The sequence below is a fragment of the Paenibacillus sp. FSL K6-1217 genome, from assembly GCF_045040735.1.
Lineage (GTDB): Bacteria > Bacillota > Bacilli > Paenibacillales > Paenibacillaceae > Paenibacillus_AQ.
Window position 1 is genome coordinate 3,763,441 of record NZ_CP150271.1, and the last position, 16,712, is coordinate 3,780,152.

13 protein-coding genes are annotated in these 16,712 nt (G+C 54.3%); 1 reads left to right on the forward strand and 12 read right to left on the reverse strand.

Annotated features, from left to right (window positions below):
• Nucleotides 1-76 precede the first annotated feature (76 nt).
• The 8 genes from MHH28_RS16555 to MHH28_RS16590 form a co-directional block, all read right to left on the reverse strand.
• Entirely contained in the window at nt 77-802 is a 726-nt protein-coding gene (locus tag MHH28_RS16555) for an NADPH-dependent oxidoreductase (RefSeq protein WP_405104170.1), read from the reverse strand.
• A gap of 723 nt (nt 803-1,525) precedes the next feature.
• Nucleotides 1,526-2,068, reverse strand: a complete 543-nt coding sequence (locus MHH28_RS16560) for a GNAT family N-acetyltransferase (RefSeq protein ID WP_405104171.1) — start codon at nt 2,066-2,068, stop codon at nt 1,526-1,528.
• 51 nt (nt 2,069-2,119) lie between these two features.
• A complete protein-coding gene (locus tag MHH28_RS16565) occupies nt 2,120-3,055 on the reverse strand; it encodes a metallophosphoesterase (RefSeq protein ID WP_405104172.1) in 936 nt (311 codons plus the stop codon).
• A 46-nt stretch (nt 3,056-3,101) separates the two neighbouring features.
• Nucleotides 3,102-3,833: a potassium channel family protein gene (locus tag MHH28_RS16570; protein WP_405104173.1), complete on the reverse strand. Its 732-nt coding sequence runs from the start codon at nt 3,831-3,833 to the stop codon at nt 3,102-3,104.
• A gap of 37 nt (nt 3,834-3,870) precedes the next feature.
• Nucleotides 3,871-4,719, reverse strand: coding sequence for a DUF3891 family protein (locus tag MHH28_RS16575; RefSeq protein WP_405104174.1), 849 nt, complete (start codon nt 4,717-4,719; stop codon nt 3,871-3,873).
• Nucleotides 4,720-5,048: 329 nt separating this feature from the next.
• Complete coding sequence (gene sdhB, locus MHH28_RS16580; protein WP_036701591.1) at nt 5,049-5,813, reverse strand: succinate dehydrogenase iron-sulfur subunit; 765 nt, start codon at nt 5,811-5,813, stop codon at nt 5,049-5,051.
• A 38-nt stretch (nt 5,814-5,851) separates the two neighbouring features.
• Nucleotides 5,852-7,594 carry a succinate dehydrogenase flavoprotein subunit gene (sdhA, locus tag MHH28_RS16585; protein ID WP_036701593.1) on the reverse strand — a complete coding sequence of 581 codons (1,743 nt, stop codon included), beginning with the start codon at nt 7,592-7,594 and terminating at the stop codon, nt 5,852-5,854.
• A 41-nt stretch (nt 7,595-7,635) separates the two neighbouring features.
• On the reverse strand, nt 7,636-8,301 hold the full coding sequence (locus MHH28_RS16590) for a succinate dehydrogenase cytochrome b558 subunit (RefSeq protein ID WP_405104175.1): 666 nt from the start codon (nt 8,299-8,301) through the stop codon (nt 7,636-7,638).
• A 496-nt stretch (nt 8,302-8,797) separates the two neighbouring features.
• Here MHH28_RS16590 and MHH28_RS16595 point away from each other — a divergent pair, with 496 nt between their 5' ends.
• On the forward strand, nt 8,798-9,697 hold the full coding sequence (locus MHH28_RS16595) for a LysR family transcriptional regulator (protein ID WP_405104176.1): 900 nt from the start codon (nt 8,798-8,800) through the stop codon (nt 9,695-9,697).
• 116 nt (nt 9,698-9,813) lie between these two features.
• Here MHH28_RS16595 and MHH28_RS16600 read toward each other — a convergent pair whose 3' ends face one another.
• The 4 genes from MHH28_RS16600 to MHH28_RS16615 form a co-directional block, all read right to left on the reverse strand.
• Nucleotides 9,814-11,466 (reverse strand): ABC transporter substrate-binding protein, encoded by a 1,653-nt coding sequence (locus MHH28_RS16600; protein ID WP_405104177.1) that lies wholly within the window; start codon nt 11,464-11,466, stop codon nt 9,814-9,816.
• Nucleotides 11,467-11,531: 65 nt separating this feature from the next.
• Nucleotides 11,532-12,431 carry a carbohydrate ABC transporter permease gene (locus MHH28_RS16605; RefSeq protein ID WP_405104178.1) on the reverse strand — a complete coding sequence of 300 codons (900 nt, stop codon included), beginning with the start codon at nt 12,429-12,431 and terminating at the stop codon, nt 11,532-11,534.
• 14 nt (nt 12,432-12,445) lie between these two features.
• A complete protein-coding gene (locus MHH28_RS16610; protein ID WP_405104179.1) occupies nt 12,446-13,405 on the reverse strand; it encodes an ABC transporter permease in 960 nt (319 codons plus the stop codon).
• Between the two features lie 753 nt (nt 13,406-14,158).
• On the reverse strand, nt 14,159-16,426 hold the full coding sequence (locus MHH28_RS16615; protein ID WP_405104180.1) for a helix-turn-helix domain-containing protein: 2,268 nt from the start codon (nt 16,424-16,426) through the stop codon (nt 14,159-14,161).
• Nucleotides 16,427-16,712 lie beyond the last annotated feature (286 nt).

Genomic DNA, 16,712 nt, shown 5'->3' on the forward strand with positions numbered 1-16,712 from the left:
AGCATCTAACAGCCGCCTGCCCACCGACTGAGCTGCAGATCCGGGGGGGATCTGCATTCCTCTGGACGTTAACTAGTTACTCCTTATTCAGATTCGCACAGCTGAAGCCCTGCTGCTTCAGCGTACGCTGTGAGTCCCCATACTGCGGATTCAGGGCATAGAAGCGGGCAATCATACTGGTCCAGTTCCGCTCCGTCAGACCCTGGGCCTTGAGCAGCTCACGGTGGGTCTCATTATAAGCTTCAATCAGGCCTCTCTGATCCGGGTTATACACTTCTTCATGATATACAGCCGCTATTGGCAAGCGTGAACTCTTCGGCTGCTCCCCCGCCGGATAGCCGATGCAGAGGCCGACCACCGGGAACACATACTCGGGTAATTGCAGCAGCTCAATAACTCCGGCTGTGTTGCGGCGTACGCCGCCGATGGGGATAATCCCCAGTCCCAGCGACTCGGCGGCAGCCACCGCGTTCGATAGAGCAATGCCGACATCCGTGGCCCCAACGAGCAGCGCGTCTACATCCGCAACCGTCTCGAACGGCTGCTCTTCCAGCTCAGCCGCAAGGCGGGCCCGGTGAAAGTCCATGCAGAACACCAGGAATACCGGCGCTTCCGCCACATGCTTCTGGTTGCCGCTCAGGGCCGATAGCTGCCGCTTCCGTTCTTCGCTGCGGATCGCAATGACCGATACCTGCTGGCCGTTCACCCAGGAAGGCGCCGCCTGGGCAGCTTCAATAATCATCTTCAGCTTCTCCGGCTCCACCGCCTGCCCGCTATACTGCCGGAAAGAACGGTGGTTCATAAGTAGTCTAATCACATCATTCAAGAGCTCGTCCCCTCCCCGATTTATTCAGAATACATATACATATACCATGTACACTATCATAGCCTAACTCCAGTGGAGACCGCCAGCTCACAATGGAGTGCCCTCATTCGCCCGATCCGCCCGCTACCCACGAATTCAGGTGCACTAATGCTCCTCCTTCGCTCATTTAGCCAACTATTCACGAATTCAGGTGCACTAGTGCTCCTCATTCAGCCCATTTAGCCAACTATTCACGAATTCAGGTGCACTAGTGCTCCTCATTCACTCATTTAGCCAACCATCTACGAATTCAGGTGCACTAGTGCTCCTCATTCGGCCATTTAGCCAACTATTCACGAATTCAGGTGCACTAATGCTCCTCATTCGCTCATTTAGCCAACTATCTACGAATTCAGGTGCACTAGTGCTCCTCATTCACTCATTTAGCCAACTTTCTTGGAATTCAGGTGCACTAGTGCTCCTCATTCGCTCGCCCAGCCGACTTACACCTAATTCTATGGGATTCATCCCTTTCATTTTCCTCTCCAGCCCACTTCCAGCCACACCAAAGGGATTCATCCCCTTCATGGGAGCCCCTACCCGCACAAGCCCAAAAAAAATGGACCCGAATCATCGGGTCCCAACAGCAGTTATATTTTCAAAAGGGGGTCATGTACTTAGTTTAACCGCTGACTGTTAGAGTTTGATAACGGCATTATTTCATTTGTGTAACAATGTGAATACTTTCATTACATCGCCCGAGCCGTCCGCCATCGGCAGGGTCCGCTCCAAGGTGAGGCCGTTCCTCAGCATGACCTGGGCGGACCGGTGATTATCCCCCCGGCAGCGCCCCTCGACCTTCCTCAGGCCCAGTTCACTGAAGCTATAAGCCAGTAGCAATCCCAATGCCTCAGCCGCATAGCCGCGGCCCCAGCATAACGGATTCAGCATATAGCCCAGCACGGCATGGCCCTCCAGCCGGTTCCAGTTCTGCAAGGAGACGGAGCCGATTAGCTCCGGCTGTCCCAGGATATAGATTCCTGCATGCAGGGCGCAAGGATCAAAGCCGTGCAGCATCTGGTTCACCAGCCTATCCAGCACGCCCTGACGGGAAGATGATGCATGGCGCAGCTGAATATGCGGCTGTACCTCCGGGTGGGAGAGCAGCGACTTCAGCTGCGCTCCGTCGCCGGACGCCATATTCTTCAGTTCTACTCTGGAGCCTTGCAGCGACATCCCCATGATCATCTCATAAGTGCTCATGAATTTCTCCCTCTTCCGCTCTCGCCTCGACATCCATCCATTGCCGCCCGGCTACCCCCGTCGCAGGGTCAGCACAGTAAGCTCCGGGCGGCACAGGAAGCGCAGCGGCATCAATGTCTCGCCGAAGCCCCTGTTCACATACACCGGCATGGCCTTATTCTCTGTATAATACAAGCCGTCTATGTATTTCTGAGACCCGTAAGGCGTGAATGGCGCTCCGACCAGCGGCAGGCGAATCTGACCGCCGTGGCTGTGCCCCGAGAGCTGAAGGTGAAAAGGATACGCTTCCGCCACATCGGCGTAATCCGGCTCATGCATCAGCAGCACCGTGAACGTCCCGTCCGGAATCCCCTGGATAGCTGCCTCAGGGTCCGGCTTGCCATGCAGCATATCATCCAGTCCTGCCACGGCCATCACGGCTCCGCCTTGCTTGATCAGATAGGACTGGTTACGCAATACGCGGAATCCGGCCTCCGTCAGCAGTCTTGTCAGCAGCTCCGTATTCTTGTAATCATGATTCCCGAGGATGGCATACTTCCCCAGCGGGGCCTTCAGTTCTGCAAGAAGCGGGACCGAATCGGTCATGTCTTCCGCATAGCTGTCCACGATATCCCCGGTGAAGCAGATCAGATCCGGCTGTTCTTCCTTAATACGCTTCGTCAGCCGGGCCAGATCATCCGCATCCTTGTTGAAGCCCAGATGCACATCGCTGAAATGGGCCAGCCGGGTCCCGGCGAACGCGGACGGCAGCTCCGCAAGCGGCAGCTCCCGGCGGGTCACCTCTAACCAGTTCGGCTCCCCCTGCCAGGCATAGCCAGCGGCGAGGAGACCCGCTCCGGCCACCGCGCCTGCCCCGCGGGCCAGAAACTGGCGGCGGGTCATCTTGCGGCCGCTCCGGCCTTCCGGCGGCGGAGGGCCCGTGCCTGCGCCGTCCGCCGCCGCAGGAACCGTACGCCCGGGAGAGCTCCCGAACGGCTTTTTGCTCATAGGGAGATTCTCCTTTCCATCTTGAAATCTATTGGGTACCTATCGATTATGACTTTTGCCTGGAATCCTGCGTTCCCTGCTCCTCCAGTTCCTCTTCCTTATCCTCTACGGCTTCATCCACCTTGTCATCAATATCCACTTCTATCGCTGCTTCAACCTCTTCCTCCGTCGTATCCGGCCCAAGAATCTTGCGGAACAGGCCCAGCATGGACAGCGCATAGGCGACGGTAATGAAGCTGAAGCAGATCTGCATGACTACAACAAGCCTTGAGGTGTTGTCTATGGGAGCTATATCCCCGTAACCGACTGTTGTAAAGGTAGCTACGCTGAAATAGAGAAATGTAATCAACTGGCTAAGCAGGTCCTGCCCCAATCCCTCCCCCTCGAAAGAGGACTGTCCAAACAGCTTATATACGGATGTATATACGACTGTAAAAAAAAGAATGCAGGTAAACGCAGCGATGCTGATACGCACCAGGGTCTGCTGGAGCCTGACTTCCTTGCTGTTGGAATCCTTGATCTCATGAAAAATAAACAGAATATAAAACAGGACCGAAGCCAGAACAAATAGCAGAATCAGTCCGCGCAGTCCCCGGTTGCCTGGCACAATGTTGCCCAGTTCGATCAGGTTCAGCAGATCCTCGACCGAGATCAGCGCATAGATCAGGATCGGAGCGAGCAGCACTCCCCTGCTCATCCAGCTCAGCTTCATCCGGTTAAAGCACAGTACCAGCATAACGATGGCAACAAAATTAAAAGTCCATACCCACCAACCCATGGCCTTTACGCTCCTGTTCTATGATCCCGGACTTGCCTTACCTCTGCTGTCTCTCCGATTGCTGGCTGGCTCCGGTCTTCACCTGGGAATCCTCTTCCGCTCCGCTAATGACAGTAATCCGGCATTCTTCTTCAGGAGCCTCGCGGTAGGCGCGGGCAATTCCCTTCTCCTCAATGTCCGCCCGGCTGACCCGCCGCTGCTTGAAGCTGACTTCGATCTCCTTCATGAACGGGAACGGTGTCAGGGTCAGCGTGGTGCTGTCCTGCCACTCCGCCTCTATGGCACGGCCGGAAGTGAAGCTGAACTCCTCGCTGCCCGAGAAGCCGTCGACGAACCAGGGATGCTTCTCGGATTCTGCGCTGCCCGGCTTGCTGAGCGCCAGGAACAGCGACAGGTCATCGCAGAACTGCAGCAGTCTGGCGTCATAGTATAACTCGCCTTCTTCAAGCGGCTTGCTCTGCTCCAGCCCGCGATGGATACGTGCTCTGCGGTCCGCTTCACCCTGGAGATATCGTGTCAGCTCCGGGCATTCCTCACCCGACACCTCAATCAGCCGTTCAAAATGCGAACTGCACAGCAGCGCCCCGTAAGGCGTCTGCGCTTCAATCTCATCAATTCCCCGTCTGTAGAAGGTCAGCTTCGGCACAACCGGGAAATCGAGGAAGCTATACGGCAATCCCTCTGCATCGTTCCAGAACGGTGTCTCATCCAGGTCGATCCAGCCCCGGTCATGATTACTTACTGCCCACAGTACCTCGGCCCGGCGGCCTTCCGCCGGCGTGTGCTCTTCCTTGAACCATTTCGCAAATTCCCCGGCCAGCAGCCCGTGCTCATGCTGCTTCGTCATTACTAAGACTCCGTCCTGTTCACGACAAATCACAGTCATTCCTCCCCGTTGACTAAGTGCCAGAATGCTATTCTAAGCTATGTAGATTATAACATATCCACCCATATTTATTGGAACCTGCCAGACGTATGGCTATTCTATGCATTTTCAGGCTCTTCATTACAGGCTGTCTACAAATGTACCCTGTTTGAGCCCTCACAGAAACACCAGGCACTCTGCCAGTCATTTCCTCATTTCTTCCAGCGATGACAACTCATCATCACCCGCATAGCCAAACAGGCCATTTCGGGATTCACTCCCGGATGGCCTGTTATGGTATTGCTTATGAATTGAATGTAGTCTACGTGATCTGTCCCCGCTCCTGTGGCTTATACACCCAGCCAGCGCTTGAACATATGCTTCGTCGTCTGCTTGTTAATCTCAGCAATCGAAGTCGTGAGCGGAATACCCTTCGGGCAGGCCCGTACACAGTTCTGCGAGTTGCCGCAGCCGTCGATGCCGCCGTCTTCCATCAGCGCATCAAGGCGCTCCTCAGCGTTCATCTCGCCTGTAGGGTGAGCGTTGAACAGGCGCACCTGCGAGATGGCTGCAGGCCCGATGAAATCGGTCTTCTCGTTGACATTCGGGCAAGCCTCCAGACAGACGCCGCAGGTCATGCATTTGGACAGCTCATATGCCCACTGGCGCTTCTTCTCCGGCATACGCGGTCCCGGACCGAGATCATATGTGCCGTCAATCGGAATCCAGGCCTTCACCCGCTTCAGGGCATTGAACATCCGGCTGCGGTCAATCACCAGGTCGCGGACGACCGGGAAGGTCTTCATCGGCTCGATGCGTACCGGCTGCTCCAGATTGTCGATCAGCGCTGCGCAGGCCTGACGGGGCTTGCCGTTGATGACCATGGAGCAAGCACCGCAGACCTCTTCCAGACAGTTGGATTCCCAGCATACGGGAACCGTATTATCGCCTTTTGCGTTCACCGGATTGCGCTGAATTTCCATCAGCGCGCTGATCACGTTCATCCCCGGGCGGTAGGCAAGCTCGAACTCCTCCGTATAGGGGCTGGTCTCCGGTTCATCCTGGCGGGTAATAATAAATTTCACATTTTTGGGAGCTGCTGCTGTTTCCGCCATGTCAGTTACCTCCTAGATAGTTTGGATAGTCTAGCCTATCAGTCCTTCGAGTAATCCCGCACACGCGGAGGAATCAGCGATACATCGACTTCCTCATATGAGATCTGAGGGCCGTCTGCTGTCCAGGCGGCTTTGGTGGTCTTCAGGAATTCCTCGTCATTACGCGTCGGGAACTCCGGCTTGTAATGCGCACCCCGGCTCTCGTTGCGCAGCAGGGCTCCAAGTGTCATTGCCTCCGACAGCTCCAGCATATTCCACAGTTGGCGGGTGAAGGCCACGCCCTGGTTGCTCCAGCGCGAAGTGTCGCTCATATTGATGTTCTTGTAGCGTTCCTTCAGTTCTTTGATTTTGCCGATGGTTGCTTCCAGCTTCTTGTTCTCACGCACGACGGTCATGTTCGCCGTCATCCACTCGCCAAGCTCCTTGTGGATTACGTAAGCATTCTCTGTACCGGTCATCCCGAGCAGCGATTCATATTTGTCCGTCTGCGTCTTGTGGAAGCTGTCGAACACCGTAGAGGAGATATCCTGCACCGATTTCTTCAGGCCTTTGATGTATTCCACAGCCTTCGGCCCGGAGACCATCCCGCCGTAAATGGCAGAGACCAGCGAATTCGCCCCCAGACGGTTGGCGCCGTGGTATTGATATTCACATTCCCCTGCCGCGAACAAGCCGGGAATATTCGTCATTTGATTATAGTCGACCCACATGCCGCCCATGGAATAATGCACAGCAGGGAAGATTTTCATCGGAATCTTGCGGGGATCATCCCCCATGAACTTCTCGTAGATCTCGATAATCCCGCCCAGCTTGACGTCAAGCTCCTTCGGGTCCTTATGGGACAGATCGAGGTAGACCATGTTCTCGCCGTTAATGCCCAGTCCCTGATCCACACAGACATTGAAGATCTCACGGGTGGCAATATCGCGCGGCACCAGGTTGCCGTACGAAGGATATTTCTCTTCGAGGAAATACCACGGCTTGCCGTCCTTGTACGTCCAGATCCGTCCGCCTTCACCGCGCGCCGATTCCGACATCAGCCGCAGCTTGTCATCGCCGGGAATCGCCGTCGGGTGAATCTGAATGAATTCCCCGTTCGCATAATGCACACCCTGCTGATACACTGCGCTTGCTGCAGTACCTGTGTTGATGACCGAATTCGTGGTTTTGCCGAAAATAATCCCCGGGCCGCCGCTGGCCAGAATGACCGCGTCCGCCGGGAAGGTCTGAATCTCCATCGTCTTCAGATTCTGGGCGCTGATGCCGCGGCAGACCCGCTCGTCATCCAGAATCACCGAGAGGAATTCCCAGTTCTCACTCTTGGTAACCAGGCCTTCCGCTTCCCAGCGGCGCACCTGCTCATCCAGCGCATACAAGAGCTGCTGCCCGGTAGTCGCTCCGGCAAATGCGGTGCGGTGGCGCTTCGTTCCGCCGAACCGGCGGAAGTCGAGCAGGCCCTCCGGCGTGCGGTTGAACATAACGCCCATCCGGTCCATCAGGTGAATAATGCCCGGTGCGGCTTCGCACATCGCCTTCACCGGAGGCTGGTTCGCCAGGAAGTCGCCGCCGTAGACGGTATCGTCGAAATGCTCCCAGGGCGAGTCGCCCTCGCCCTTGGTATTTACAGCGCCATTGATGCCGCCTTGCGCGCAGACCGAATGTGATCTTTTGACAGGGACCAGTGAGAATAGATGTACATGCGCGCCGGATTCAGCGGCCTTAATGGTAGCCATCAGGCCGGCCAGACCGCCGCCCACGATGATGATATCGGCTGATGCCATGATTGTTCCCCTCCTAATTACAATAAAGTGCGTTTATATTCTTAAATAAAACTGCGCATGGACTGCATCGCCGTAGCGGCAGTTTGGAATTCATCGTTACGGAAGGTGACCAGCGACAGGACGAACATGAAAGTAACGATAACAAAAATACCAAGGCAAAGTACGGACGATACCCGCTGCGAACGCGGACCCACCGTGATTCCCCAGCTGATCAGGAACGACCATAGACCGTTGGAGAAGTGGAAGCAGGCGGCCACGATTCCGACAATATAGAGACTCATCAGCAGCGGCTGGGTCACAATGTTATGCATCACCCCGCCAAGCTCGTCATGCTCCACCTTGCCAAGTGCTACCTGTACACGGGTGTCCCACAGATGCCAGACAATGAAGATGAAGGTGACGACTCCGCTGATCCGCTGCAACGTGTAACGCCAGTTTCTCTCCAGGTTGTAGCGGTTCAGGTTCGGCTTCGACTGGTAGGCGATATACAGGCCATACACGCCGTGGTACAGCAGCGGCAGCCAGATGCCGAACAATTCCAGGAAGAAGACCAGCGGCAGGCTGTTCAGCCAGAGCACACTGTCTGTGAAACCGGAAGCACCACCCTCTACTGCTGCGAAGTTCGTCAGCATGTGCTCAAGGAAGAAAGCCCCGAGCGGGATAATGCCGAGCAAGGAATGAATCTTTCTGGAATAAAATCCTCTCATGCAAAGTGTCCCCTTTCCATATAAAACAGCGTTTTCACAAGTAGAACCGGATACACCATCCTCTTAAGAGGAGAGCATCCGATTCAGCGGGTAAGATAAGGAATATTACCTGCGCGGGGCATATAAATTCTTATCTTTTTAAAGACCATACACCGCCGGGAGTACAGTTGAAACAGGGCAGCGTCAGGCTTTATTAAGCGGCTAACAGTCTGTTTGCACCACTATCCATTGTTTTCCCGGACTTTGCTGAATAATTCACAATATGTGAATATCTTGTGTCACTTTTCATGTTACTCTTTTTTTGCTTATAAGGGAATTGCAATCTAATTATTAATCGTTATACTATAATTGCATAAGAATATTTTTTACATGATAATAATTCTCATTTAGAAGCGATATATACGTAAACTCCAGAGCTGCCTTCCTATTCAGCAGGAGAACTCCGGTTCACCGGCTATGGCTTTTATCACAGCTTGAGACAAAGGAGCGCAATGAAATGTATGATGATTTAGATGCTTTCGCGGCGGTGGTCGAGCACTCCAGCCTGAACCGGGCCTCGCGCCAGCTCAATCTGTCCCAGCCGGCCCTCTCCCGCAAAATCTCCAAGCTCGAAGAACGGCTAGGCGTCGCCCTGTTCAACCGCTTCGGCAAGCGGCTGGAGCTTACTGAGGTAGGCCGCCTTACCTACACCTATGCGCTGGAGCAGCGGCAGCAGCGTTCCAAATTCCTGGAAGCGTTATCGAAGTTCAAGGAGGGCGAGCCGCAGCTGGTGAATCTGGGCGCCAGCCTGACCACGCTGCAGACAACCTTGCCTCCGCTAGTGAAGGCTTACACGGAGAAGTATCCGGCTGCCGAGCTGAAGCTCATCACCGGGAAGACGCATGAGATGGTCACCGCTGTCAGCGAGGGCAAATGCGATGTCGCCATCATCGCCTCCCAGGTTCAGGAGCCGGGGCTGCGCTGCATCCCGTTGTTCGAGGACCAGCTCCGGCTGGTTGTCTCCGAGCAGCATCCGCTGACCCTGACGCCGCGGCTCACGATGGATCATCTCTCCCGGCTGCCGATGATTCTGTTCTCCAAGGGAACCTGGTACCGCCGGACGACAGATGATCTGTTCCAGCGCTGCGGGGTTGATCCCGATGTGCGGATGGAGATCGATTCCTTCGAGGCCATTGTCCGTCTGCTACCGACGATCAAGGCTGCGGCCCTGCTGCCGAATTCGTATCTGCGTCCGGAGCTGCTGAACGGCGGGGGCCTGGTCTCCCTGCACATCAAGGAGCTGGAGCAGACGCAGCGGACCACTTGCCTGATCTACCAGAGCAGCGGCGGACTCAGCACGGCAGCGCGCTGCCTGGTGCAGGTAACGGAGGATGTGTTCCTGAACAGCCGCGAGTAGGCCGCGAAGAACAGACAAATCACCCGGAAAGCCTCCGTACCGCTACGGATCGGCCTGCCGGGTGATTGTGCTGCCTGGTAATTCTTTTGGCTATAGTGCGCCGGACTTACCTTGGATTAACGGAACTTGCCCGCATCAATTGCCGCCTGCTTCTCATCGAGGATCTCCTGGTAGCCTGCCTCCAGATAAGTCTTCTTGGCCGCTTCATACGTGGCATCGAATTCAGCTTCTGGAGCGAGCACCACCTTCACATACAGCTCCTGGAACAGCGTGTTGAGATCCGCCTTGTATTCGTTCACCTTCTCCAGCACCACATTGAACAGGGCATCCGGTGTACGGAATTCGGCAACCTCGTCATAATATTTCACCAGATCATCCGCAAGCGGCTCATAACCGGCCGGTGCCCAGTTCCGCAGATTGGCCTTGCGGGTCTTGGCTTCATCCGGGTACTGGGCGATCTCCGTCACCAGACCCCAGTAGTCCTTATTGTTGTTCTGTGCCAGAACCGCTTCGCCCTTATAGTCGGGGTTCTTCAGAGCGATGCCGTCTGCGTCAAGCGTGTAGTTCTCCCCTTCGATCCCGTTCTGGAACTTGAACAGGTTCTCCGGCTGGCTGAGCCATTCCAGATACATCCACACGGCTGCCCGCTCTTCCGGCGTGGATTCATAGTTAATTCCCATAATGAAGCCGAACGGCCAGTAAGCGCGTCCCTGGGGCTTCTTGCCTTCCGGAACCCCTGCATACGGTGGCACTACCGCAAACTCAGCATCCGGGTTATTCTGCAGCGTAGCCGCAAAGACATCGGTGTTGTTCGCCAGATAGAAGCCGAAGTTACCGGTTTTGCCTGCCACGAATTCTGCCTTAATCTTCGGCTCATCGTTGCGCAGGTAGAATTCCTTATCAATCAGGCCATTGTTATACTGGTAATTGAGGTTACGCAGGTAAGCTTCTGTCTCCTTCGTGGTCAGATCGGCAACACTGAGGTCGGAATACAGTGCACGATACTTCGCATCGACCGGCCATTCGCGGAACGGGTAGTTGAAGTTGAAGAAGTTCTGCAGCAGATTGCCGCCGCTCACGCCGAGTCCGGCTTCCTTCCATTTGGCCAGCATCTCGTTATACTTCTCCAGCGAGGTCAGATCCTCCACCTTCATGCCTACCTTTTCCACCCAATCCTTGCGGATAATGTTGACGAAGTTGTCGGCTTCCGGGCGCGCAGCGAAGAAGAAGGTCTTTTGCTCATCCACGGTACCATACTGTTCAATCGTTTCGCCCATGTTCTTCCAGTAGGTCGGTGCATATTTCTGAATCTCTGCATAATCGAGCGGCTGCATCACATCCTCACCATAATAAGTAAGCGCTTGCGGCATATCATAGTGGAAAATAATATCCGGAGCCTTGTGCGAAGCCAGGAGCTGTTCGAAATCCGTTACTTCTTTGGAGCGGGTAATCGGCACATAGTTAACCTCTATATTATATTTGTCGCCGAATTCCGCCTGTACCCAGCGGGTATAGTAGTTATCGGACACGTTCCAGCCTTCATAGGCACGCTCATAGACCGGAATGTCCAGCGAGACTTTTTTCTCGAAGCCCTTCGAATAATCAGGATAGGCTCCCTCGGTCTGATTCGTAGCAGCGGCTGTCCCGGCCGGCTTATTACTGGATTCGGCTGTCTCCTTGGTATTGTTATTTCCCCCGGAGCATCCGGCCAGCAGGCCGGCCGTCATGACGGATGCCATTATCAACGAATACACGCTTCTTTTACTCATCGCAATTCCCCCATTTTTTGAATTTTCGTGATTCCAAAGAATGACTATATACCAGGGGCGCAGGATTACTCCTTGACGGCTCCAAGCATAACACCTTGAACGAAGTATTTCTGGACGAACGGATACACACATAGAATCGGCAATGTAGCGAATACAACGACTGACGCCTTCAGGACTTCAGGATTGCTGAGCTGTACCTGGCTGGCTTCCAGCTGGAAGCTTTCACTTGCCTGAATGACCAGATAATACAGCTTGAGCTGAAGCGGCCGGAGAGAGGTCTCATGCTTGATATAGAACAAGGCGTCCTGATAAGCATTCCAGCGGCCCACCGCGTAGAAAAGGGCCAGTGTTGCCATAATCGGCTTGGATAAAGGCAGCACAATGCTGAACAGAATCCGGAAATGCCCCGCACCGTCGATCCGCGCTGACTCTTCCAGACTTACGGGAATCCCGTGCGTTAGAGAAGTCTTCATAATCAGCAGATTGAAGGCGCTGAAGGAGAGCGGCAGCACCAGGGACCAGATCGTATCCATTAGTCCCAGATTGTTAATGTTCATATAGTCAGGGATAATGCCCCCGCTGAAGTACATGGTGAACAGGAAAATGAAGGTGATCACTCTGCGGCCCTTGAACTGGGTTCTGGACAGCGGATACGCGGCGCAGATGGTCAGGATCATTCCCAGAATGGTGAACAGCACCGTCACGATGACCGAGATGTACAGGGAACGGAGAATACTGGCATCCGCGAAGATTTTTTTATACGCTTCAATGGTGAAGCCCTGCGGCCACAGAAAGACCTTGTTGGCAATGACGAAGGAGTCAGAGCTAAGGGATTTCGATACGACATGAATAAACGGCAGCAGGCAGATTAATGAAATGATGACGATAACGAGGCGGATCAGCGTTTCCCAGATATCTATGCGTGCTTTGTGGGGGGCGGCAGTGCCTCCGGCTATTGCTTTCATGGCTCCTCTCCTTTCTACAAAATCCCATCCTCGCCCAGCTTCTTGGCCACGCGGTCCGCAGAGATGACCAGAATAATCCCGATCACGGACTGGAACAATCCGATGGCGGTTGCCCGGCTGAAATTGCCGCTCTCGATCCCCCAGCGGTACACGAGGACCGGTATGGTGGTGGTGAACTCTGTGGTGGCCTTATTCTGCAGCGCATAGATCCGCTCGAAGGAGCCGTCCATTACTTTGCCCAGCGCCATAATCAAGAGCGTCACAATCGTTGCCCGGATGGACGGAAGGGTGATGTTCCATACCTTTCTCCAGCGGCCTGCCCCGTCCACCGTAGCGGCTTCATACATCTCGGGGTTGATGCCGCTCATCGCCGCCAGATAGATAATCGTGCCCCAGCCCATGCTCTGCCAGACCCCGATCACCAGATAGCTGATCAGCCAATTCGTATCCTGCTGCAGGAAGGGTATCCGGGTTCCTCCCATCAGTTCTATGAGATTATTGACAACGCCGCCCCCCTCGCTGAGGAGCTGATAGGCGATGGCTCCGATAATGACCCAGGACAGGAAGTGGGGCAGATACAGCACCGTCTGGTTGATCCGTTTGAACCGTACGCTCTTGATCTCGTTCAGCAGCAGGGCCAACACAATCGGCATCGTGAAGCTGAAGCACAGGTCAAGCACGTTCAGCAGCAGGGTGTTGCGGACGGCCCGGATGAAGTCAGGCTTGGCGAACAGCTCCTGGAAGACCTGTAGTCCAGCCCATTCACTGCCCCAGAAGCCTCTGGCAATCTTATAATCCTTGAAGGCGATTACAAGTCCGGTCATCGGCAAATATTTGAATACGATGACAAAAGCCAGCGGAAGCATCACCAGCAGATAGAGCTGCCAATCCCGCTGTAAATAATAGCTGAACCCCTGTTTCCTTCTTAATAAAGGACTGTGATTAGTCTGTGAAGCGCTTGCAGCTTTCAACATATTCACCTCCTGCCTTGAATTCTTCTTGCCGGTTGCCGGCTCATGTTCTCCGGCCTGATTCCTATGCTACCGCCCTCGCCGGGGCTTGAATATCATGAGTATTGATGATTACCTATCACAATTGATTCACAAATGATTGTTGCCCGGCGCTCCAGGCCTCAGCCGAAGGAGAATAATCAAAACTGATAGGCATTCCCAAAATTAATAAAGCGCTTTCATTTGTGAGGTCAGATACAAGTGGATAAAAATTGCATGGTGAGGGAGGGAGGGCCAGGGGAAATTAGCGGGGGATTACTCCTCATTCGCTCGTTTTAGCCAACTTTCTCGGGATTCAGGTGCACTAGTGCTCCTCATTTACTCGTTTAGCCAACTTTCTCGGGATTCAGGTGCACTAGTGCTCCTCACTCGCTCGTTTAGCCAACTTTCTCGGGATTCAGGTGCACTCGTGCTCCTCATTCGCTCGTTTAGCCAACTTTCTCGGGATTCAGGTGCACTCGTGCTCTTCATTCGCTCGTTTAGCCAACTTTCTCGGGATTCAGGTGCACTAGTGCTCCTCAACCCGTCCATTTTCAGCTCCATCAGAGGGATTTTTCCCTTTCTTTCCCGCCGCCTACCCACTTTCCGCAGACAAGCCGAAACAACACGGTTCCTGAAAGGAGTTACCGTTCCGCCGGGGAGGGCTTTAATAGGCTCCTAAGGGCATTTATAGGCTTTTATAGGCTTTTATAGGCTTTTATGACCATCTAAGCACTCCTAAGAACTCTTACTCTTCGCTGATTTATACCCGCTCGGCGGCATCCCCTCATACTTGCGGAAAAAGCGGTTGAAGCTCTGCACATTGGCGTATCCGACCTCTGCGGCAATCTGCTTGATCGTCAGCCCGGAATCCAGCAGCAGTTCCTTGGCCTGCTCGATCCGCAGCTGGTTGACGAAATCGATCATGCTACTGCCGGTCTGCTCATAGACAAGCTTGCGCATATAGGAGTAGCTGATGCCAATCTGCTTGGCCATGTCCTCGAAGACGATCTCTTCCCGGTAGTTCTGCTTCAGGTATTCCATAATCCGCTGTGCATAATTGGACTCATGGGTACTGCGGTCCAGGCTCTGTACAATCTCACAGTAAAAATCATACAGGTACTCCTCCAGCTCATCTAGCGTATCCATAGCGGCGAGAATGGAGTATACGTTGCCCCGGCCCATAATCATCCGCCCGGTCCCGAGATGATTCTCCCGGAGATGCTTGATCGTAGCGCCCATCAGCTGATAATAGATGAACATAATATTATCGTAGGAGATATGTTCCTCTGAGGAGATCTGGCTGCGGATGCTCTGCAGCTCCTTGAAGATTCCCGCCAGGTCGCCGGCATCCAGGAAATTCAGGATTCTCCGCTCGCTGCTCTCGGAATCGAGATACTTGCGGCCGTGATCCTCCTCGTCATGCCAGTACATAATGCTTCCGGCCCCCTTGATCATCCGGCGCTTGATCACTTCCATCGCTTCGAACAGCCGCAGCGCCACCCTCTCGGGCGCATCCGTCCGCTCACTCACTCCAATTGTGACCGAATGCTCCAGAAGCTCTAGCGACTGGTCGCGGATCTCCTCCAGCGCCTGATGGATCAGACCCCCGTCCGCCTCCCCTTCCACCGGGGCAAAGTTCAGTACAATCACTGTACAGCCCTCATTATGGTAGACACAGCGGGCCACCAGCCCCCCGGGAAAAACATTCTCATATTTCGCACTCAGCAAATACCGGTGATAGCTGCGCGTCTCGACATTGGTATGGCCCACATATCTTCTGTACTGGTCGATGGAGACTACCACAACCCTGTAACAGGCATGCGGAAAAACCTCCGTGATCCGCGGCGGAATCTCACCGCGCAGCAGACGGTGTACAGCCAGGCTGCGGGTATCCTGTTCACGCTCCTGCAGCAGCTGGAACAGACTCTCCTCCTCCTCCTGCATCCGTTTGAAGGCCAGATTCAGGAAGGCCAGCTCATTCTTATTCACCACGCCCAGATCAATCTTCGAGCGTATCGCCTGCACCAGCTGCCTCAGTGGCCTGGACAGCCAGGTGGCAAGGAAGATGGCCAGCAGCGTCCCGAGCACGATGATCGCCCCGGTCAGGAGAATAATATTCCCCTGCATCTCCCTGGATTTGGTCATCAATTCATCCATGGAGCTCCAGCTTACATTCCACCACCCGGATACGGAGGAGCGGCTCCAGGCATATACCGTCCGTTTGCCGTCCAGCTTGCGGAAGGTGTAGCCTTCACTGGCTTCCTGACTCAGAATCTCCTGTAAGAACGGCAGCTTGCGGCTGTCCGCGAGCAGCATCGACCGGTCATTGAAGGAAATCACGGTACCGGCGGCGTCCAGCAGCAGGTAGTTGCTGTCACCCCCTTCGGTAGCATGCAGATATTTGCCGATCTGGCTCTCCTTCATATTGACGACAATGACTCCCCGGGTGGTGGTGGACAGGCGGTTGAGCGGGTATACATACGACACAACGTTCTCGCCCGACGCAAGCTTACGGGGAACCCACACCCCGCTGATCCCCCGGCGGCCCTCAAGCGCTTCGGCAATCCATCCGATGGGCTCATAGCGGGCAAGTGTGGTAATGCTGCTGTCGGTGGAGAAGACATAATCCGAATCATTCAGGTAAAAGAATGAAGAGTACACGCCGTCCACCCGGCGGTTGAGGTTCAGCAGTTCCTTGGTCACGGACAGCGCCAGACTTACATTGTTATAGTTGGCGTTAATCTCATCGTACGTCCCGAAGCTGCGGATGCGGTCAAAAATATTCGTCGCCGCCAGACGCGACGTATCCTGGGCCAGATTGGCAAGCGCGTTCTCGTTCAGCCTGCGGCTCCCGTTAAGTCCGGCCAGCGTGGATTCCCCGATAGCCGCTTCAGAGTTCTGTATAATCTGCGACCCGCTGTACCAGGTCAGAATCGCTGTAGGAATAGCCATAATGCAGAATAGAATCAACGCCAGCTGCAGGATCATCGGTGTTTTTTTCATCACATATCCCCCTAAGGATTTCTCTATGCCTCTATTTAGAACCTCGTGATTCCTATATATATCCCTTATGTATCCGCCCGCTGCATTATAATGTTACCGCTTACAATTTAGATTTCCAACCCCCAGTCCGCGTGCCGTCCCGCAGCCATTCCATTTTTTATTTTATCATTTCAGGATACATTTTACATATGTGTATAGGAAAATTTCTTAACAGCCGTGCGGCATGTCACGGACTGGTGTACAGGCCCTTAGATGTGCGGGTGCAGAGACCGCTCCGAAACAGCAA